This is a genomic window from Pseudomonas sp. GW460-12-10-14-TSB1, assembly GCF_017349775.1.
Classification (GTDB): domain Bacteria; phylum Pseudomonadota; class Gammaproteobacteria; order Pseudomonadales; family Pseudomonadaceae; genus Aquipseudomonas; species Aquipseudomonas piscium.
Map to the genome: position 1 here is coordinate 1 of NZ_JACNAC010000012.1, position 19105 is coordinate 19105.

Genomic DNA, 19105 nt, shown 5'->3' on the forward strand with positions numbered 1-19105 from the left:
GCCTTCGGCAGCGGCTACAGAGTCCGCGCCCTATCGACAAGAACAATAAAGAGGCCCCGCCCATGTCCAGCTCGACCCTAGCCCTGCCCAGCGCCGCGGAGACGTCCGACACCTATCGGCGGATCACCTGGCGCCTGATGCCGCTGCTGTTCACCTGCTACATCTTCGCCCACCTGGACCGCATCAATATCGGCTTCGCCAAGCTGCAGATGACCCAGGACCTGGGCTTCAGCGACAGCGTCTACGGCTTTGGCGCCGGCCTGTTCTTCATCGCCTACGCGCTGTTCGGCGTACCCAGCAACCTGGCCCTGGATCGGGTCGGGCCGCGCCGCTGGATCGCCAGCCTGATGGTGGTCTGGGGCCTGCTGTCCAGCGCCATGCTGCTGGTGGACAGCGCCGCCGGCTTCTACCTGTTGCGCTTTCTGCTGGGGGTGGCCGAGGCCGGGTTTTTCCCCGGCATCCTGGTGCTGCTCAACCGCTGGTTCCCGGCCAGCCGCCGGGGCCAGGTGACCGCGCTGTTCGCCATCGCCGTGCCCATGGCCGGGGTGATCGGCGGGCCGCTGTCGGGCTGGATTCTCGAAAGCTTTCACGACCTGGGCGGGATGCGCGGCTGGCAATGGATGTTCCTGATCGAAGGCTTGCCGGTGGTCTTGCTCGGCCTGGTGGTGCTCAAGGCGTTGCCGGAAAGCATCGACAGCGTCGCCTGGCTGAGCGACCAACAAAAGCAGCAACTGCACGCGGCCCTGAGCCAGGAAGAACAGCACAAGCCGATCACCCGCTTCGCCGGCATCCTCCAGGACAGACACATCTGGTTGCTGGTGTGCATCTATTTCGCGGTGATGCTGGCGGTCAACACCATCGCCTTCTGGATGCCGACCCTGATCCACCACGCCGGTATCGCCCGCGACAGCCGCGTCGGCATGCTCAGTGCCCTGCCGTACCTGGCCGGCTGCCTGTTCATGATCGGCGTTGGCCGTTCCTCCGACCGCCTGCGCGAACGGCGCTGGCACCTGAGCGTGCCGCTGCTGATGTCCAGCCTCGGCCTGATCGCCGCCGGCCTGGCCCCGGACAACGCCTGGCTGGTGATGGCCGGGCTGCTGGTGGCCGGCATGGGCGCCAGCGCCGCGCTGCCGATGTTCTGGCAACTGCCGCCGGCCTTTCTCGCCAGCAACACCCAAGCCGCGGGTATCGCCCTGATCAGTTCCTTCGGCAGCATCGCCGCCTTCCTCGCGCCCTACCTGATCGGCGTGGTCCGCGACGCCACCCAGAGCGCCAGCCTCGCCCTCTATGCCCTGGCCCTGCTGATCGCCGGCGGCGCCTGGCTGGTGCTGCGGGTGCCGGCCCTTATCGTCAATCCCCAGGAGAAGTAACCATGCTCAGCACTTCGGACATCCAGCAGGCTGCCGCCCGCCTCGACGCCGCCGAACGCAACCGGGAACAGATCGCCCAGCTGTCGCTGGAGTTTCCCGGCATCGCCATCGAGGACGCCTATGCCATCCAGCGCAGCTGGGTGGAACACAAGATCCGCGCCGGGCGCAAGCTGGTCGGGCACAAGATCGGCCTGACCTCGCGGGCCATGCAGGTGTCGTCGAACATCACCGAACCGGACTTCGGTGCCCTGCTGGACGACATGCTGTTCGAGGAAGGCAGCGACATTCCCTTCCAGCGCTTTATCGTGCCGCGGGTCGAGGTGGAGCTGGCGTTCATCCTCGGCAAGCCGCTCAAGGGCCCGAACTGCACGCTGTTCGATGTGCTCGACGCCACCGAGTGGGTGATCCCGGCCCTGGAGATCATCGACGCGCGCATCCAGCAGGTCGACCCGCGGACCCAGGTCACGCGCAAGGTGTTCGACACCATTTCCGATAACGCCGCCAACGCCGGGGTGGTCATGGGCGGCCGCGCGGTGCGCCCTGGCGACATCGACCTGCGCAAGGTGCCGGCGGTGCTGTACCGCAATGGGGTGATCGAGGAGTCCGGGGTATCCGCCGCGGTGCTCAACCACCCGGCCAAGGGCGTGGCCTGGCTGGCCAACAAGCTGGCGGCCTACGACGTCGGCCTGGAAGCCGGACAGATCATCCTCGGCGGTTCCTTCACCCGCCCGGTGGCCGCCCGCCCCGGCGATACCTTCCACATCGACTACGATCAGCTCGGCAGCATCGCCTGCCGTTTTGTCTGAGGAGGACGCTCATGCAACTGCCGATCAACCATTTCAAACAACGCCTGCGGCAAGACGCGCCGCAGATCGGCCTGTGGCTGGGCCTGGCCAATGCCTATTGCGCGGAGCTGGCGGCCAACGCCGGTTTCGACTGGCTGCTGCTGGACGGCGAACACGCGCCCAACGACCTCAACAGCCTGCTTGGCCAGTTGCAGGCCATCGCCCCCTACCCGGTGCAAGGCATCATTCGCCCGCCGGTGGGCGACACCGCGCTGATCAAGCAGCTGCTGGATATCGGCGCCCAGACCCTGCTGATCCCCATGGTGGAAAGCGTCGAACAGGCCCGGCAGCTGGTGCGCGCCATGCGTTATCCGCCCGCGGGCATTCGTGGCGTCGGCAGCGCCCTGGCCCGGGCCTCGCGCTGGAACAGCATTCCCGGCTACCTGGACCAGGCCGATGAGCAGATGTGCCTGCTGCTGCAGATCGAGAACCTCGAAGGCCTGGCCAACCTGGATGCCATTGCCGCCCTGGAGGGGGTCGATGGTTTGTTTATCGGCCCGGCCGACCTCTCGGCGTCCATGGGCCATCGCGGCAACCCGGGGCATCCCGAAGTGGTCGCGGCGATCGAGGACGCCATCGCGCGGATCCGCAAGGCTGGCAAGGCGGCCGGGATCCTCAGCGCCGACCGGACATTGGCGCAGCGCTATATCGAGTTGGGGGCGAACTTCGTCGCGGTGGGGGTGGATACCACGGTGCTGATGAAGGGCTTGCAGGGGTTGTTGGGGCAGTACAAGGAGGTGGCGGCGCCTACCTCGGGTGGTGGGGTTTACTAAGATTCTGCGGGCGATCCTGGCGGCGCGGGGGTGTCAGGTAGAACTGATCGCGGGCAAGCCTCGCGTCTACAGAAGACTATGTCGATCCGCAAAATGGGGACGACGCAATCCTGTAGGAGCGGCCGGTCGACGCTCGATTGCCCGCGATGACGTCAGCCCTGGCGTGCCGCCAAGCGCCAGACCCGGGCAATATCCGCCGCCCTGTCCCGCAGCAAGCGCGGTGCCTCGGCACAGGCCTGCTCCAGGGTCATGGGGCCGGAGGCCAGGGCAAAGGCCGCATCCACGCCGTGCCCATACATCTGCTCGTAGCCTTCGCCCAGGGTCCCGGCGATCACAATCACCGGCACATTGTGCTGCTTGGCGATGCGCGCCACGCCAAAGGGGGTCTTGCCCCGCAGGGTCTGGGCGTCGAAGCGACCTTCGCCGGTAATCACCAGGTCCGCGCCCCGCACGGCCTCAGCCAGCCCCACCAGCTCGGCCACCACTTCCACCCCCGGACGAAAGCGCGCGCCGAGGAAGGCCTTGGCGGCGAACCCCAGGCCACCGGCGGCGCCGCTGCCCGGCTCGTCGCGCACGTCCTTGTCCAGCACCTGGGCGGCCTGGTCGGCGAACTGACCGAGGGCGCGGTCCAGCTGTTCGACCTGCTGTGGCGACGCGCCCTTCTGCGGGCCGAAAATCGCCGAGGCGCCGTGAGGGCCACAGAGAGGATTGTTGACGTCGGCGGCGATCTCGAAACGCACCTCGGCCAGCCGTGGGTCGAGGTTACTCAGATCGACTCGCGCCACCTGTGCCAGGGCCAAGCCGCCCAGCGGCAGAGCCTGGCCGCCGCGATCCAGCAGGCGCACGCCCAGCGCCTGCAAGGCACCGCTGCCGGCGTCGTTGGTGGCGCTGCCGCCGATGGCCAGGATCACCCGTTGCGCGCCGGCATCCAGGGCCGCGCGGATCAACTCGCCGGTGCCGATGGTGCTGCTGGTGCAGGCATCGCGCTGGCCCGGCGGCACCAGTTGCAGGCCGCTGGCCTCGGCCATTTCGATGATCGCGGTCTGGCTCTGCGGCAGCCAGCCCCAGCGCGCGTCCACCGGCGCCCCCAGCGGCCCCTGAACCCGGGTGGTGCGCAACTGGCCCTCGCAGGCATCGAGGATCGACTCCACGGTACCCTCGCCGCCGTCCGCCATCGGGCACTGGATCAGCTGCGCGTGCGGCCACACCCGCGCCAGCCCATCGGCGATGGCGCTGGCCACGCCAGAGGCACTCAGGCTGTCCTTGAAGGAGTCGGGGGCGATGATGATTTTCATGGGCTATCTCCGGTTCTTATGGCGCCCATGCTGCCAGTTGGCCGCGACCTTGACCCCGGTCGGCTGCACAAGTGTGGGGCGGCTTTATTGTTCATTGTCACAATCATAGGAGCCAGACGCAGCCCTGTAGGAGCGAGGCTTGCCCGCGATCAAGGCGCCGCGGTGTATCAGGCTCACCGCGGTGTGGCCATCGCGGGCAAGCCTCGCTCCTACGAATGCTGTGGTCAGGGTGCGTCGGTCTGCGGCAACAGCTGCACCCCCAGGTACAGCGCCAGCATGCCGTCGAGCTTGAGCGGGTCGACGCCGCTGAGTTCGGCGATGCGCTCCATGCGGTAGCGCAGGCTGTTGCGGTGGATGCCCAGGGCGTCGGCGCAGGCCTGGCTCTGGCCGTCGTGGTCGCACCAGCTGCGCAGGGTCGCCAGCAGCTGGCCATTGCTGTCCTTGGCGATGACCTTGCGCAAGGGGCTGAGCAACTCGTCCAGGGCATCGTCATTGCGATGGCGCCAGAGCATCACCGGCAAACGGAAACGATTGAGAGTCAGCAGCCGCGATTGGGGCAGCACGTCACGGCCATAGGCGAGCAAGTCGCCGACCCGCCGGTAGCAGCGGCGCAGCCCTGCCAGTCCGTCGGCCTGGCCGCCCACGGCGATGCGCAGGATGTTCCAGCCCAGGCTGTCGAGTTTTTCCAGCAGCCGCGGGTTGTCGACGCTCAGGGTCGCCGGCCGGCACCACAGCAACGAGGACTTGGCCGAGCTGACGCACCAGCTGTCCGGGTAACGGGACATCAGCCAGGCACTCAAGGCCTCGACGGTCTGCCCCGCCCCTTGCTCCGGGCCCAGCTCGAACAGATAAGGCGTGCGTAGCAGCTGCGGCTTGAGGCCCATCTGCTGCGCCTCGTCCACCAGCCGCGGCGAATCCCCGCTGTCGCTGAGCAGCAGCGCCAGCAGGTCGTCGCAACGCTGGCGGCGCCATTGCTGTTCCGCTTGCTGGTGGCGCTGGCCCACCAGCATCTCGGCGGTCATGCGCACCAGCTCGGCATAGGTGCGCAGCAGTTCCGGCTCGCCGGTGATGCCCAGCACGCCGATCAGCCGCTGGTCGTGCAGCAGCGGCAGGTTGATCCCCGGCTGCACGCCCTTGAGGTGCTTGGCGGTCTGCGCGTCGATCTCCACCACCCGGCCGTTGGCCAACACCAGTTGCGCGCCTTCGTGGCGGGTGTTGATGCGCTCGGGCTCGCCGCTGCCAAGGATCAGACCCTGGCTGTCCATGACGTTGACGTTGTAGGGCAGGATGGCCATCGTCCGGTCGACGATATCCTGCGCCAGGTCGTGATCCAGTTCGAACATAGCGACGTGTTCCTAGGAAAGCGGGCTCGGGTGCGATGGCGAAGGCTTGTTCACCGGCACAGGGGATGCCGGCAAACCCTGTGCGCCGGCACAAAGACAGCGGCCCATGGGGTGACCGAGACTCTCGGGGCGATCAACGTTAACCTCGCATCGCAAAAAATCATAATAAAGAGAGACACGCCATGTCACAGAGCGCCGCTGCCACCCTGGCCACCGATGACGATAAAAACGCCGTCTACAAGCGCATCACCCTGCGCCTGATCCCCTTCATCTTCATCTGCTACCTGTTCAACTACCTCGACCGGGTGAACGTCGGCTTTGCCAAGCTGCAGATGCTCGATGCCCTGAAATTCAGCGAAACCGTCTACGGCCTCGGTGCCGGGATCTTCTTCATTGGCTACGTGCTGTGCGGCGTGCCGAGCAACCTGGCGCTGAACAAGTTCGGCCCGCGGCGCTGGATCGCGCTGATGATGATCACCTGGGGCACGCTGTCGACCTGCCTGCTGTTCGTCACCACCCCGACCCAGTTCTACACCCTGCGCCTGTTCACCGGCGCCGCCGAGGCCGGCTTCTTCCCCGGCGTGGTGCTGTACCTCTCGCAGTGGTTCCCGAGCTTCCGCCGCGGCCGCATCATGGCCCTGTTCATGTCGGCGATCCCGGTCTCCGGCCTGCTCGGCAGCCCGTTCTCCGGCTGGATCCTCAACCACTTCGCCGCGGGCCAGGGTGGCATGGCCGGCTGGCAGTGGATGTTCCTGCTGCAGGGCATCCCCACCGTGATCCTCGGCGCCCTGGCGTACTTCCTGCTCAATGACAATTTCGCCCACGCCAAGTGGCTGAGCCCGCAGGAACGCGCGCTGCTGGAAGCCGACCAGGCCGAAGACGCCGCGCGCAAGCCGCGGACCACCGGCGATTCCCTGGCGGCGGTGTTCAAGAACCCGGCCATCTGGGCCTTCGGCCTGATCTACTTCTGCATCCAGAGCGGCGTGTACGCCATCAACTTCTGGCTGCCGTCGATCATCAAGAACCTCGGCTTCAGCGACAACCTGGTGATCGGCTGGCTCAGCGCCATTCCTTATCTGCTGGCGGCGCTGTTCATGCTGATGGTCGGTCGCTCGGCCGACCTGCTCCAGGAACGCCGCTGGCACCTTGTGGTACCTATGCTGATGGGCGCCATCGGCCTGGTGATCGCGGTCAACTTCGCCGCCAACCCGACCATCGCCATCCTCGGCCTGACCATTGCCACCATGGGCGCCCTCACCGGCCTGCCGATGTTCTGGCCGGTACCGACCGCGCTACTGAGTGCCGGCGCCGCCGCGGGTGGCCTGGCGCTGATCAACTCCATGGGCCAGATGGCCGGTTTCCTCAGCCCCTACATCGTCGGCTGGGTCAAGGACAGCACCGGCTCCACCGACGCCGCGCTGTACCTGCTGGCGGGCGTGATCGTCACCGGCAGCCTGCTGGCCCTGCGCATGACCCGCAGCCTGAAACGCTGAGCCACGCCTCCGAGCCTGCCACCGGGCCTGCCCTCTGGCGGGCCCGGCTTCCTGGGACAAGCCGCGGGTTTGTCACCGCCTCGCTACAAAAAGCAACAGCCCGCCCGGGCGCCCCCGTGGTATATCGGACAGATGTCCGGCCGCGGCAGTTTTCCATTGGCTGGATCGATTGATGACTCCCTCGCAGACCTTACCGAAGGAAGACCCACAGGATCATGACCGCGCCCATCTCCCTCGCCCGCCTGAGCGATATCCAAGCCCTGGAACAGCAGCAGCCCCTGGCCCAGCGCAATCTTCCCGCCAGCACCTATGAACTGTTGCAACGCTCGGCCAGCCGTTTCGGCGAGCGCACCGCCCTGACCTTCCTGCCCCAGGGCAGCCTCCAGGACCAGCCCTGGAACATCAGCTACGCCGAGTTGTTCGCCCAGGTCACCCGCACCGCCAACGCCCTGCACCGGCTGGGCATCCGCCCGGGCAAGGCAGTGTCCTTCCTGCTGCCCAACCTGCCGCAGACCCATTACGTGATCTGGGGCGGCGAAGCCGCCGGGATCGTCAACGCCATCAACCCGCTGCTGGAGCCGGAGCACATCGCCGAGCTGGTCCGCGCATCCGGCACCACGGTGCTGGTGACCCTGGCGCCCTTCCCCGGCACCGACCTCTGGCAGAAGGTCGCCAACCTGCGCGAGCGCCTGCCGGAACTGGAAGCCATAGTCACCATTGACCTGGCCAACCTGCTGCCCGAGCCGCAACGCAGCGCGATCAAGAGCCAGCGCCCGGCGATGCCGGAGGGCGTGCTGGACTTCGACACCCTGCTCGCCGCCTGCCCCACCGACCACCTGGAAAGCGGCCGGGTGATCCGGCCGGACGACATTGCCTCGTACTTCCACACCGGCGGCACCACCGGCACGCCGAAACTGGCGCCCCACAGCCACCTCAATGAAGTGGCGATGGCCGAGATCATTGGCCTGCACGGCGATTACAGCAGCCACGACGTGCTGCTCTGCGGGCTGCCGCTGTTCCACGTCAACGGGGTGATACTCACTGGCCTCGCCGCCTTCCACCGCGGCGCCCGGGTACTGCTGGCCGGACCCCAGGGCTACCGCAACCCGACGCTGATCAAGGATTTCTGGCACCTGGTGGAGCGTTACCGGATCAGTTGTTTCAGCGGTGTGCCGACCATCTTTGCCGCCTTGCTGCAGGTACCCAACGACGGCATCGACGTTTCCAGCCTGCGCTTTGCGGTGTGCGGCGCCGCGCCGATGCCGGTGGAGCTGATCCGTCAGTTCGAGGCGCGCTCGGGGCTGAAGATCATCGAAGGTTACGGCCTCACCGAAAGCACCTGCGCCACCAGCTGCAACCCTCGGGACGGCGAGCGCCGGATCGGCTCCATCGGCCTGCGCCTGCCGTATTGCGAGGTCAAGATCGCTGTGCTCGACAGCGATGGCCACTACCTGCGCGACGCCGCCAGCGACGAACCCGGCAACGTCTGCCTGCGCGGGCCGACGGTGTTCAAGGGCTATCTGCAGGCCGACAAGAACCAGGGCCTGTGGCTCGACGGCGGCTGGTTCGATACCGGCGACCTGGGGCGCATCGACCGGGACGGCTACATCTGGCTGACCGGGCGCAGCAAGGACCTGATCATCCGCGGCGGCCACAACATCGACCCGCAGATGATCGAAGAAGCCCTGCACCGCCACCCGGCCGTGGCCATGGCCGCGGCGGTGGGCAAGCCGGACATCAAGGCCGGCGAACTGCCGGTGGTGTACGTCCAGCTCAAGTCCGGCGCCAGCGCCGATCCGGCCGAACTGCTGGAGCACGCCGCGCGCCATATCCATGAACGGGCCGCGCTGCCCAAGGACGTCTGGCTGCTCGAGCAGATTCCCCTGACGGCCGTGGGCAAGACCTTCAAGCCGGCCCTGCGCCTGGACGCCATTCGCCGGGTGTTCGAGGACGAAGTCCGCCAGGTTGCCGAGGGCATCCGCGTCGAGGCCGTCAGCGACGAGCGCCACGGACAACGGGTGGATATCCATGTGCCCGACCTGGATGCGACCCGCCGCGCGGCCCTGGACCAACGCCTGAGCGGTTACGCGGTGCGCTACCAGTTGCACTCGGCCTGAGTTGCCGGCGGCCCCGGCAATCGGGGTCGCCGCGCTTCAGTCAGGCGCGCCGCCATCCGCTTCATAGCGATACCCCGGATGCAGGTCGGCGCCCGCCGGCGCATCCAGTTCCAGCACCAGGCCACCCGGAATGCGCACGAAGATCTGCCAGGTGCCGTCCTGCGGCACCTGCGCCACCTGATGCGGCAGGCCGCTGGCCTGGACCCGCTGCAATACCACCGCGGCATCCTCCTCGGTCCTGAAGGCGATATGGCTGAGCGCCGTCTCGGCGAAGGTCGGTTGCTCGATCACATGCACCAGCGCCTGGCCGTCCTGGTACAGCCAGCGCCCCGGAAAGGGAAACGGCGGGCGCCGTCCGGCCTGCAGCCCGAGCAAGGCCTGGAAGGCCTGCTGCAAGGCGTCGCCCTCGACGGTGTTGAAGGCCAGATGATCGAAATGCCAGGTCATGACACACCTCCGCCGCCGATAACGGCGGTGCGATCCGGCAAGAATGTAGTGAGCGGTTTCATGGGGGTCACCCTTGTGCGATGGAAGTGAGTGCATATTCTCAGCTTGATAATCGAGGAAAAATCCCGGTAAAACGCAAGGATCTTTAAAGGATTTTTAGCAATGAGCTCGATTCTCGACCTTGAAGTCTTCGTCCGCACCGCCGACTCCGGCAGCATTTCCGCCGCTGCCCGCAGCCTGGAGCTGACCCCCGCCGCCGCCAGCATCGCCCTCAAGCGCCTGGAAACCCGCCTGGGCATGCGCCTGCTGGCGCGCTCGACCCGCAGCATGCGCCTCACCGAAGAAGGCCGGCGTTACCTGGACAGCGTACGCGTGGCGCTGGCGGCCCTGGCAGAGGGCGAACAGGCCCTGAAGCAGCAAAGCCAGGGGCTCAGCGGTGTGCTGCAACTGGCGGCGCCGTCGGACTTCGGGCGCAACCTGCTGCTGCCCTGGCTGGACGACTTCAAGCGCGAACACCCGCATATCCGCCTGCAACTCTTGCTCAACGACCGGCACAGCGACCTGTTCCGCGAGACCGTGGACGTCGCCCTGCGCTTTGGCGTGCCCAGCGATTCCAGCCTGGTGGCCCTGCCGATCCTGCCCCGGCATCACCGGCTGGCCTGCGCCAGCCCCGACTACCTGGCGCGCCACGGTACCCCGCAAACACCCGCCGAACTGAGCGAGCACAGCGCCCTCGTCTATCTGCGCAACGGCCGCCCCTACAACAGCTGGCATTTCAGCCGGGATGGCGAGGTGCAGGAAGTCCAGGTGCGCGGCGACTACCTCAGCGACGACGGCGAAGTGGCGCGGCGCTGGGCCCTGGCCGGCCATGGCATCGCCTACAAGGCCTGGCTGGATGTGGCCAGCGACATCCGCGCCGGGCGCCTGGTGTCCCTGCTCGGCGACTGGCAAGGCGAAAGCGTGCCGCTCAACCTGCTGTGCCCGCACCGTTTGCAGGTCTCGGAACGGGTGAAGGTGCTGCAAGGCTTTTTGCAGGCGCGCTGCCAGCTGCTGGCGGGATAATTCAGATTGCCCCCTACGCCCGTTCTGGTATTTGATGGGCGTCCCATGACCGGTCGCTGGCCGCTGTCGCGCCGGCCTTACCTCACGCACAAGGATTTCGTACATGAGCTACCGCATCCTCGGCCATTCCGGGCTGCACGTGTCCCCCCTGACCCTCGGCACCATGATGTTCGGCGAACAGACCAGCACCGAGGACTCCCTGCGCATCATCGACAAGGCCTGGGACCAGGGCATCAACTTCATCGACACCGCCGACGTCTACACCAACGGCCGTTCCGAGGAAATCGTCGGCGAAGCCATCGCCAGCCAGCGTGACCAATGGGTACTGGCGACCAAGGTCGGCTTCGGCCCCGCCGATGGCGTGCCCAACCGCAGCGGCCTGAGCCGCAAGCACATCTTCAACGGCATCGACGCCAGCCTGACCCGCCTGGGCACCGATTACGTCGACATCTACTACCTGCACCGCGAAGACCACAACACGCCGCTGGAAGTCACGGTGTCGGCCATCGGCGACCTGCTGCGTCAGGGCAAGATCCGCTACTGGGGCCTGTCCAACTACCGCGGCTGGCGCATCGCCGAGGTGATCCGCGTCGCCGACCGGCTCGGCGTCGACCGGCCGGTGATCAGCCAGCCGCTGTACAACATCGTCAACCGCCAGGCCGAGACCGAACAGATCACCGCGGCCCAGGCCTACGGGCTGGGCGTGGTGCCCTACAGCCCGCTGGCCCGCGGCGTGCTCAGCGGCAAGTACGCGCCGGATGTCGCCCCCGACAGCAACAGCCGCGCCGGGCGCCAGGACAAACGCATCCTGGAAACCGAATGGCGCGTCGAGTCGCTGCGCATCGCCCAGCAGATCCAGCAGTACACCCAGGGCCGCGGGGTCGGCATGGTCGAGTTCGCCATCGCCTGGGTGCTGAACAATGCCGCGGTCAGCTCGGCGATCGTCGGCCCGCGCACCGAGGCACAGTGGGACGCCTACACCAAGGCGCTGGACGTGAAGATCAGTGCCGAGGATGAAGCCTTCATCGATTCGCTGGTCACCCCGGGGCATGCCTCGACCCCGGGCTTCAACGACGTCAGCCACTTCGTCTCCGGACGCACGCCACGCTGATCTCCCCCACAGTGGCGGCCTCTTCCGCGGGCCGCCCGCTGGCGCACTGCCGGTTGGTGGCGGCAAACGGGATATTTTCCCGTAACCTGCGCTAAATCCGAGTAAACGTCTCGCGCCAAACCCTCTATATTCCCCGCAGTTTTTCCTTCCACCCCATTTGCCTGGTTCAGGTCACACGAGGACAGCTTGTCTAAAGGTATTGCTCTATCGGTCTTGGCGTCGGTGCTGTTTGCCGTCATGTATTTCTACACCTCCTTGCTGGCGCCCCTGACCGGGGTGGAGATTTTCGGCTGGCGCATGCTGCTCACCGCGCCGTGCATGACGGTGTTCATGCTGCTGAGCGGCGAATGGCGGCATGTCGGGGCGATCCTCAAGAGACTGCTGGGCCAACCGCTTCTGCTGCTGGCGCTGCCACTGTCCGCGGCGCTGCTCGGGGTGCAGCTGTGGCTGTTCATGTGGGCGCCGTTGAATGGCTACAGCCTGGATGTATCGCTGGGTTACTTCCTGCTGCCGCTGACCATGGTCCTGACCGGACGCATCGTCTACGGCGAACAGCTGTCGCGTTTGCAGAAGATCGCCGCCGGCCTGGCGACCCTGGGGGTGCTCAACGAGCTGTACCAGGTGGGCAGTTTTTCCTGGGCGACCCTGTTGGTGGCCATCGGTTATCCCGTCTACTTCGTGCTGCGCAAACGCCTGGCCGCCGATAACCTGGGCGGCCTGTGGCTCGATATGGCGCTGCTGCTGCCGATCGCGCTGTGGTTCGTACAAAGCGGCGAGCAGGGGTTTGCCGTGGTCGATCAACACCCCTGGCTATACCTGCTGATTCCGTTGCTGGGGTTGATCAGTGCCTCGGCGCTGGTGGCCTATATCATCGCCAGCCGCCTGCTGCCCTTCAGCCTGTTCGGCTTGTTGAGCTATGTCGAACCGGTGTTGCTGCTGGGCGTGGCCCTGCTGCTGGGAGAAAGCATCAAGGCCGGGGAATGGCTGACCTACCTGCCGATCTGGCTGGCGGTACTGGTGCTGGTGTACGAGGGGTTCAAGCATCTGATGCGCCAGCGCAGAAGCTGAACCGGCTGTTGCTGTTGTAGGAGCGAAGCTTGCTCGCGATGCGGACCACGCGTACTGCCTGTCGCACCGCGCCGTATTCATCGCGGGCAAGCCTCGCTCCTACAGAAGCATCCGGGTCAGGGTTTGATTTGCTTCAGCTCGTTGAGCAGGGCCAGCAGGGCCTGCATCTTCTCTTCGCCGAACTGCTGCTGGATACGTTGGTAGTTGATTTCCATGTCGCCGCTCATGGACTCGAAACAGGCCTCGCCCTTTTCCGTCAGGGTGATGAACAAGCGGCGCTGGTCCTCGGGGGATTTACGCCGACTGACATATTCGTCGCGCTCCAGGCGGGTCAGCACGCCGGTCATGCTCGGCGGCAGGATACAGGCCATTTTCGCCAGCTGATGGCTTTCCAGCTCGCCGTTCTGGCGCAGGATGCGGATCACCCGCCACTGCTGCTCGGTCAGGTCGTGCTGGTTGAGGGACGGGCGAAAAAACGCCATGGCCGCTTCGCGGGCCTGAAGCAGGGTCAATGTCAGGGAAGGTCTTGGGTTGGTCATGTGCGGGTCGTTCACAGGGCTGGATGGCGGCGCTCGGCGCCACAAAGGCCGAACATTAACACATTCACAATCGCCAACCGACAGGCAAAACAAAGCCCGGTCGAGAATTCCCCGACCGGGCTTGATTGTCAGGCAGGCTGTGGCTTAGTCGGTGGACAGCACGCCACGACGGACCTGGTCGCGTTCGATCGATTCGAACAGTGCCTTGAAGTTGCCTTCGCCGAAACCATCGTCGCCTTTACGCTGGATGAATTCGAAGAACACCGGGCCCATCAGGGTTTCCGAGAAGATCTGCAGCAGCAGGCGCTTGTCGCCCTCTTCCGAGGAGCCGTCCAGCAGGATGCCCCGCGACTGCAGCTCGTTCACCGGCTCGCCGTGGTTCGGCAGGCGGCCTTCGAGCATTTCGTAGTAAGTGTCCGGCGGTGCGGTCATGAAGCGCATGCCGATCTTCTTCAACTGATCCCAGGTCTTGACCAGGTCGTCGGTAAGGAAGGCCACGTGCTGGATGCCCTCGCCGTTGAACTGCATCAGGAACTCTTCGATCTGCCCGGCGCCCTTGGACGACTCTTCGTTCAGCGGGATGCGGATCATGCCATCGGGCGCGGTCATGGCCTTGGAGGTCAGGCCGGTGTATTCACCCTTGATGTCGAAGTAACGGATCTCGCGGAAGTTGAACAGCTTCTCGTAGAAGCCGGCCCAGTAGGCCATGCGCCCGCGATACACGTTGTGGGTCAGGTGGTCGATGATCTTCAGGCCGGCGCCTTGCGGATGGCGGTCCACGCCTTCGAGGTAGACGAAGTCGATGTCATAGATCGAGCTGCCTTCGCCGAAACGGTCGATCAGGTACAGCGGCGCGCCGCCGATGCCTTTGATCGCCGGCAGGTGCAGCTCCATCGGGCCGGTTTCGATGTGGATCGGCTGGGCACCCAGTTCCAGGGCGCGCTTGTAGGCCTTTTGCGAATCCTTGACCCGGAACGCCATGCCACACACGGACGGGCCGTGCTCGGCGGCGAAGTACGAAGCGACGCTGTGGGGCTCGTTGTTGAGGATCAGGTTGATCGCACCCTGGCGATACAGGTGCACGTCTTTGGACCTGTGGGTCGCGACCTTGGTGAAACCCATGATCTCGAAGATCGGCTCGAGGGTGTTGGGGGTAGGCGATGCGAATTCGATGAATTCAAAGCCCATCAGGCCCATCGGGTTTTCGAAGATATCTGCCATGGTTGGCGCCTCATCATGCTTTTAGAAATTAACGGATCGTTAGTTGCTAGCAATGCTGAGGCAGGCAGGTGGCGCGCAAGAGATGCCCCGCACGCTGCGCGCGAGGAAATCACCGTAAATCAGTTGGAACCCGAGAATCTTCATGTCGACCCTGTCTTACCGGCTGGGGGGCGAGGCTTCTGCTGCCAGAAGACTTTATTATTGTATGCGTAACCAGATTCTACACAGCGTAAAACTGTTTGTCCGCACTCTCTATAAAATCCGCTTTTTTTCCAGGCTCGCAAGGGGTTTGTTGCACTGGTAAATGCCCCACAGGATCAGCCCGCCGCCCAGGCACATGGCCAGGCTCAGGCGCTCGTCCAGCAGCAGCGCGCCAAGGAGCACCGCGGTCAGCGGATTGAGCGCGATAAACACCCCCGAGCGGGTCGCGCCGATCTTGCGCAGGCCGTCGTAGTACCAGATATAGGCCAGGGCCGAGCCCAGCACGCCGAGGTACAGCAGGCTCAGGCCCTGCTCCAGGGTCAGGCTCGCCAGCGCCTCGATCCGCACCTCGCCGCGCAGCGCCGCGGTGCTCCAGAGCATCGCCGTGCCCAGCAGGATCGAATAGGTCACGGTCTGCAACGGGCCCAGGCTCTGGTTCAGATTGCGCGAAAACAGCGAATAGACACCCCAGCCCAGCACACAGCCAAAAATCAGCAGGTCCCCGCGCCAACTGCCCGGGCCGCTGGACAAGGCCCCCGGATCGCGACTGAGGATCACTACCCCTGCCCCGCCCAGGCACAAGGCAATGCCGAACAGCCTGGCGCCACTCAAGCGCTCCTTGAACAGCGCCCAGGACGCCAGGGCAATCACCGCCGGATTGAGGGCGACGATCAGCGAGGCGCGGGACGCATTGATCGACTGCAAGCCCTCGAAGAAACACAGGTTGTAGAAAAAGATCCCGAAAAACCCCAGCACCGCCAGCTGGGCGAACTGCATCCAGCTCGGGCGCACCAGGGCAATCCGGGCGATCGCCATGAACAGCAGCAAGGCCAGGCTGGCCAGGAGAAAACGCAGGCTGGCGGCTAACAATGGCTCCAAGGTACCCGCCAATAGCCGCCCAGCGACGAAGGTTCCACCCCAGATCATGGTGACCGCCGCCAGCTTGCAATACACCGGCCTATCGGAAGGTCCGGCACAGGATTGATCGACAGTTTTCATAAGGCCCCGAGGCGCGGTTGAAGGAAGGTTCGGGTATTCTTCGGCTAATGCCCGATCATCGTAAAATGAGCTTTTACTCATGACCCTGAGCCAACTGCAGATCTTCTCCCTGGTGGCCGAGTTGCGCGGCTTCACCAGCGCCGCCAGCCGGCTGGGTATCAGCCAGTCCGCGGTGTCCCACGCGCTCAAGTCCCTGGAACAGGAACTGGGGGTCGAGCTGATCCGCCGGCATCAGTCACTGGTGGAACTCACCGATATCGGCCAGCAATTGTTGCTGCGGGCTCGCGCCATCCTCGGCCTGGCCGCCACCATGGAACAGGAAGCCGCCGACGCCCGCGGCATGAAACGCGGCACCTTGCGCATCGGCTCGTTCGGCCCGACTTCGTCGATGAAACTGCTCCCGGCGATCCTCCAGCGTTACCGCGCGGCTCATCCCGGTATCGAGGTGCACATCGACGAAGGGCCCGACCGCCAGGTGCTGCAATGGCTGGAGGAACGCCGTATCGATGTCGGTTTCGTGGTGCTACCCCAGGAGCGCTTCGACTGCTTCGCCCTGGTGGAAGACCAGATGGTGGCGCTGATCCCCAGCCAGCACGGGCTGGCCAGCAAGGACTCGGTGAGCCTCGCCGAGCTGTGCGACGACCCGTTCATCCTCACCGAAGCCGGTTCCGCCGAGCTGGTTTCCCGGCTGTTCCTCGCGGCCAGGCTCAGCCCCAACATCCACTATCGCAGCTCGCAACTGCTCAGCACCCTGGAGACCGTGGCCCGCGGCGATGCCCTGACCCTGGTCGCCCAGTTGTCGCTGCCCGAGGCCAGCGATCCGCGTTACCTGATCAAGGCACTATCACCCCCCGTCCGGCGCCAGGTAGGGCTGGCGGTGCTGGACCGGCGGCAGGCGTCACCGGCGACCCTGGCCTTTATCGAGCAGGCGCGGAGTCTGTATCGCCATGACTGAGCGCAACCCGGGGGCGCCGTCTATCATGCCCATGGAGCGGATGCCGCCGTACCGTCCACCGGCTGTTGAGCGTTCTCTGGCCCCCACTTCGCCACAGGTTTTTCCTCCATGCCATTGACCGCCAAAGGCCCGTTGAAACGCTCCACCCGCAACCTGTGGACCCTGCTGATCGGCTTGCTGCCGGTTCTGCTGGGCGTGGTCATCCTCTATATGCAGGCCGAGCGCGCGCTGATCCACAGCAGCCAGCAGACCGCCGAGGAAGCGATCCGTCAGTTCGACCTGATGCTCGACAACACCGACATCGCCGCCCGGTCGCTGATGGTGCAAGTCGGCCAACCCTGCGACGACTTCAGGCAACTGGCCCTGCGCGAGCAGGTGACCCGCCGCCCGTTCGTACGCTCGACCAATCTGGTGTGGCGCAATGACAATTACTGCAGCTCGCTGCTCGGCCCATCCTCGTTCGCGCTGGACCCGGCCAACTATGTCGACGGCAAGCTGTGGTTGATGGACGGCAACCCGGTCACGCCCAATACCGCGCTGCTGGTCTATCGCCTGCAAGAAGGCGAACGCGCGGTCCTGGCCACCATCGACGGTTATCACCTGAGCAACGCTTTGCGCCTGATCAGTCGTTTTGCCGAGCTGCAACTGCAAGTCGGCCCCTACTGGCTGGCCGACGATGGCCAGGTCCATCAATCCATCGCTCCGCCAGCCCCGGTCGCCCCTTATCAGATGGCTTCTTCGCGCTACCCCTACAGCGTCAATTCGGGGTTCCCCGAGGGCGATATCTGGCTCTACATGAAGTCCCAATACCCTGCCCTGTTCAGCCTGCTGATTTTCTTCGGGGTGCTGGCGGCGGCCCTGGGCCACTGGCTACAAAAACGCTCGTCGTCACCCAGCCATGAACTGCAACGCGCCCTGGAAGCGGCGGAGTTCATCCCGTACTTCCAGCCCGTGGTGCGTGGCGACACTAAACAGTGGGCCGGCATCGAAGTGCTGATGCGCTGGAAACACCCCCGGGAAGGTCTGGTGCGTCCGGACCTGTTCATTCCCTTCGCCGAGCATTCCGGCCTGATCGTGCCCATGACCCGTTCGCTGATGCAGCAGACCGCCCTGCTGCTGGCGCCTCACGCCCATACCTTCATCGACGACTTTCATATCGGCATCAACATCACCGCCAGCCATTGCCAGGATTTGGAGTTGCTGGAGGACTGCCGGGAGTTTCTCGGCATGTTCCCGCCAGGCAAGGTGAGGTTGGTCCTGGAGCTAACCGAGCGCGAACTGGTGGAACCGACGGCGATCACCCATAGCCTGTTCGAGGAGCTGCACAAGTTGGGGGTGATGATCGCCATCGACGACTTCGGTACCGGCCATTCAAGCCTGGGTTACTTGCGCAAGTTCAATGTCGACTATCTGAAGATCGACCAGAGTTTCGTGGCCATGATCGGTGTCGACGCCCTGTCCCGTCACATACTCGACAGCATCATCGAACTCTCGGGCAAACTCGAACTGGGAATAGTCGCCGAGGGCGTGGAAACAGCGGAACAACAGGACTATCTGGCCGCCCATGGCGTCGACTTCCTGCAGGGCTACTTATTCGGCAGGCCGATGCCCGGAGAAGAGTTCCTACAAGCACTGGCGCGCCACTAAATAGCCATTTTTAATGAAAATTTATTGAACTCGGCAATTGTTTCGCGCACCAATTTGAATCAGAAGATGGCAAATTGTGTGCATCAACAACGACGTGATTTACTTGCGCCAGATTAACTACTACAATTTTTCATGCCTGTACAAGATTCACAGGTGGGCCATTATAATCGAGTCGTTCTAAGGCTCTTGGCTTATAGCTTTGTTTGCGGTTGGTATCAGCCAAATACACTATTGGAGTAAAGATATTGTCCAGACTCGCTGAATTTCGTGCAGCAGAAAAGGCCCTTCAAGAACAGCTCGCCCAGCTGGAATCCCTGAAGAACGACGCCGGACTCAAGAAAGAAATCGAGTTCGAGGAAAAGCTCCAGGGCCTGATGAAGACCTACGGCAAAAGCCTGCGCGACATTATCGCCATTCTCGATCCTCATCCGGGCAAATCCGCTCTGCCGCTCTCGGGCGCACCGAAAACCCGTCGTGCCCGCGTGGTCAAGGTTTATCAGAACCCGCACACCGGCGAGCTGATCGAAACCAAGGGCGGCAACCATCGTGGTCTTAAAGCCTGGAAAGAACAGTACGGCGCCGCCACTGTAGATTCCTGGCTGCGCGGTTAAGAAACCGA

At 64.7% G+C, this 19105-nt stretch carries 17 protein-coding genes; 11 read left to right on the plus strand and 6 right to left on the minus strand.

The window, feature by feature from the left end; all coding sequences use genetic code 11:
• Positions 1-62: 62 nt before the first annotated feature.
• The 3 genes from J4D52_RS10140 to hpaI are packed head-to-tail and all read left to right on the plus strand — an operon-like array spanning position 63 to position 2988.
• Positions 63-1370, plus strand: a complete 1308-nt coding sequence (locus J4D52_RS10140) for an MFS transporter (RefSeq protein ID WP_102678119.1) — start codon at positions 63-65, stop codon at positions 1368-1370.
• Between the two features lie 2 nt (positions 1371-1372).
• Positions 1373-2176, plus strand: coding sequence for a 2-oxo-hept-4-ene-1,7-dioate hydratase (hpaH, locus tag J4D52_RS10145; RefSeq protein WP_102678118.1), 804 nt, complete (start codon positions 1373-1375; stop codon positions 2174-2176).
• Between the two features lie 11 nt (positions 2177-2187).
• Entirely contained in the window at positions 2188-2988 is an 801-nt protein-coding gene (hpaI, locus tag J4D52_RS10150; protein WP_102678117.1) for a 4-hydroxy-2-oxoheptanedioate aldolase, read from the plus strand.
• A 152-nt stretch (positions 2989-3140) separates the two neighbouring features.
• Here the strand turns inward: hpaI and J4D52_RS10155 are convergent, their stop codons facing one another.
• Together J4D52_RS10155 and J4D52_RS10160 are read right to left on the minus strand one after the other, a co-directional pair.
• Entirely contained in the window at positions 3141-4283 is a 1143-nt protein-coding gene (locus J4D52_RS10155) for a glycerate kinase (protein WP_102678116.1), read from the minus strand.
• Positions 4284-4507: 224 nt separating this feature from the next.
• Entirely contained in the window at positions 4508-5626 is a 1119-nt protein-coding gene (locus J4D52_RS10160; RefSeq protein ID WP_102678115.1) for a sugar diacid recognition domain-containing protein, read from the minus strand.
• 182 nt (positions 5627-5808) lie between these two features.
• On the opposite strand from J4D52_RS10160, the gene J4D52_RS10165 reads away from it, so the two are divergent.
• On the plus strand, positions 5809-7119 hold the full coding sequence (locus J4D52_RS10165) for an MFS transporter (RefSeq protein ID WP_102678114.1): 1311 nt from the start codon (positions 5809-5811) through the stop codon (positions 7117-7119).
• A gap of 215 nt (positions 7120-7334) precedes the next feature.
• Positions 7335-9236 (plus strand): acyl-CoA synthetase, encoded by a 1902-nt coding sequence (locus tag J4D52_RS10170; RefSeq protein WP_102678113.1) that lies wholly within the window; start codon positions 7335-7337, stop codon positions 9234-9236.
• Between the two features lie 36 nt (positions 9237-9272).
• Here J4D52_RS10170 and J4D52_RS10175 read toward each other — a convergent pair whose 3' ends face one another.
• Complete coding sequence (locus tag J4D52_RS10175; protein ID WP_102678112.1) at positions 9273-9683, minus strand: hypothetical protein; 411 nt, start codon at positions 9681-9683, stop codon at positions 9273-9275.
• Positions 9684-9845: 162 nt separating this feature from the next.
• On the opposite strand from J4D52_RS10175, the gene J4D52_RS10180 reads away from it, so the two are divergent.
• The 3 genes from J4D52_RS10180 (at position 9846) to rarD (ending at position 12924) form a co-directional block, all read left to right on the plus strand.
• A complete protein-coding gene (locus tag J4D52_RS10180; RefSeq protein ID WP_102678111.1) occupies positions 9846-10745 on the plus strand; it encodes a LysR family transcriptional regulator in 900 nt (299 codons plus the stop codon).
• A gap of 103 nt (positions 10746-10848) precedes the next feature.
• Positions 10849-11856: an aldo/keto reductase gene (locus J4D52_RS10185; RefSeq protein ID WP_102678110.1), complete on the plus strand. Its 1008-nt coding sequence runs from the start codon at positions 10849-10851 to the stop codon at positions 11854-11856.
• A gap of 186 nt (positions 11857-12042) precedes the next feature.
• Positions 12043-12924: an EamA family transporter RarD gene (rarD, locus tag J4D52_RS10190; protein ID WP_053279434.1), complete on the plus strand. Its 882-nt coding sequence runs from the start codon at positions 12043-12045 to the stop codon at positions 12922-12924.
• A 116-nt stretch (positions 12925-13040) separates the two neighbouring features.
• Here rarD and hpaR read toward each other — a convergent pair whose 3' ends face one another.
• From hpaR to J4D52_RS10205, 3 genes are all read right to left on the minus strand, one after another.
• On the minus strand, positions 13041-13463 hold the full coding sequence (gene hpaR / locus J4D52_RS10195; RefSeq protein WP_007921772.1) for a homoprotocatechuate degradation operon regulator HpaR: 423 nt from the start codon (positions 13461-13463) through the stop codon (positions 13041-13043).
• A 144-nt stretch (positions 13464-13607) separates the two neighbouring features.
• A complete protein-coding gene (gene hppD / locus J4D52_RS10200; RefSeq protein WP_016702457.1) occupies positions 13608-14684 on the minus strand; it encodes a 4-hydroxyphenylpyruvate dioxygenase in 1077 nt (358 codons plus the stop codon).
• 252 nt (positions 14685-14936) lie between these two features.
• Positions 14937-15884 (minus strand): DMT family transporter, encoded by a 948-nt coding sequence (locus J4D52_RS10205; RefSeq protein ID WP_102678109.1) that lies wholly within the window; start codon positions 15882-15884, stop codon positions 14937-14939.
• Between the two features lie 79 nt (positions 15885-15963).
• Here J4D52_RS10205 and J4D52_RS10210 point away from each other — a divergent pair, with 79 nt between their 5' ends.
• The 3 genes from J4D52_RS10210 (at position 15964) to J4D52_RS10220 (ending at position 19097) form a co-directional block, all read left to right on the plus strand.
• The gene (locus tag J4D52_RS10210) at positions 15964-16839 is read left to right on the plus strand and encodes a LysR family transcriptional regulator (RefSeq protein ID WP_102678108.1); all 876 of its coding nucleotides are present in this window, start codon (positions 15964-15966) and stop codon (positions 16837-16839) included.
• Between the two features lie 108 nt (positions 16840-16947).
• Positions 16948-18486, plus strand: coding sequence for a cyclic diguanylate phosphodiesterase (locus J4D52_RS10215; RefSeq protein WP_102678107.1), 1539 nt, complete (start codon positions 16948-16950; stop codon positions 18484-18486).
• A 245-nt stretch (positions 18487-18731) separates the two neighbouring features.
• On the plus strand, positions 18732-19097 hold the full coding sequence (locus J4D52_RS10220; RefSeq protein WP_009044214.1) for a histone-like nucleoid-structuring protein, MvaT/MvaU family: 366 nt from the start codon (positions 18732-18734) through the stop codon (positions 19095-19097).
• Positions 19098-19105 lie beyond the last annotated feature (8 nt).

Coding starts and splice junctions, on each gene's coding strand:
- J4D52_RS10170 (WP_102678113.1), top strand. CDS start 7,335: ATGACCGCGCCCATCTCCCTCGCCCGCCTGAGCGATATCCAAGCCCTG.
- J4D52_RS10140 (WP_102678119.1), top strand. CDS start 63: ATGTCCAGCTCGACCCTAGCCCTGCCCAGCGCCGCGGAGACGTCCGAC.
- J4D52_RS10180 (WP_102678111.1), top strand. CDS start 9,846: ATGAGCTCGATTCTCGACCTTGAAGTCTTCGTCCGCACCGCCGACTCC.
- J4D52_RS10205 (WP_102678109.1), bottom strand. CDS start 15,884: ATGAAAACTGTCGATCAATCCTGTGCCGGACCTTCCGATAGGCCGGTG.
- J4D52_RS10160 (WP_102678115.1), bottom strand. CDS start 5,626: ATGTTCGAACTGGATCACGACCTGGCGCAGGATATCGTCGACCGGACG.
- J4D52_RS10215 (WP_102678107.1), top strand. CDS start 16,948: ATGCCATTGACCGCCAAAGGCCCGTTGAAACGCTCCACCCGCAACCTG.
- J4D52_RS10155 (WP_102678116.1), bottom strand. CDS start 4,283: ATGAAAATCATCATCGCCCCCGACTCCTTCAAGGACAGCCTGAGTGCC.
- J4D52_RS10210 (WP_102678108.1), top strand. CDS start 15,964: ATGACCCTGAGCCAACTGCAGATCTTCTCCCTGGTGGCCGAGTTGCGC.
- hpaI (WP_102678117.1), top strand. CDS start 2,188: ATGCAACTGCCGATCAACCATTTCAAACAACGCCTGCGGCAAGACGCG.
- hpaR (WP_007921772.1), bottom strand. CDS start 13,463: ATGACCAACCCAAGACCTTCCCTGACATTGACCCTGCTTCAGGCCCGC.
- J4D52_RS10175 (WP_102678112.1), bottom strand. CDS start 9,683: ATGACCTGGCATTTCGATCATCTGGCCTTCAACACCGTCGAGGGCGAC.
- hppD (WP_016702457.1), bottom strand. CDS start 14,684: ATGGCAGATATCTTCGAAAACCCGATGGGCCTGATGGGCTTTGAATTC.
- hpaH (WP_102678118.1), top strand. CDS start 1,373: ATGCTCAGCACTTCGGACATCCAGCAGGCTGCCGCCCGCCTCGACGCC.
- J4D52_RS10185 (WP_102678110.1), top strand. CDS start 10,849: ATGAGCTACCGCATCCTCGGCCATTCCGGGCTGCACGTGTCCCCCCTG.
- J4D52_RS10165 (WP_102678114.1), top strand. CDS start 5,809: ATGTCACAGAGCGCCGCTGCCACCCTGGCCACCGATGACGATAAAAAC.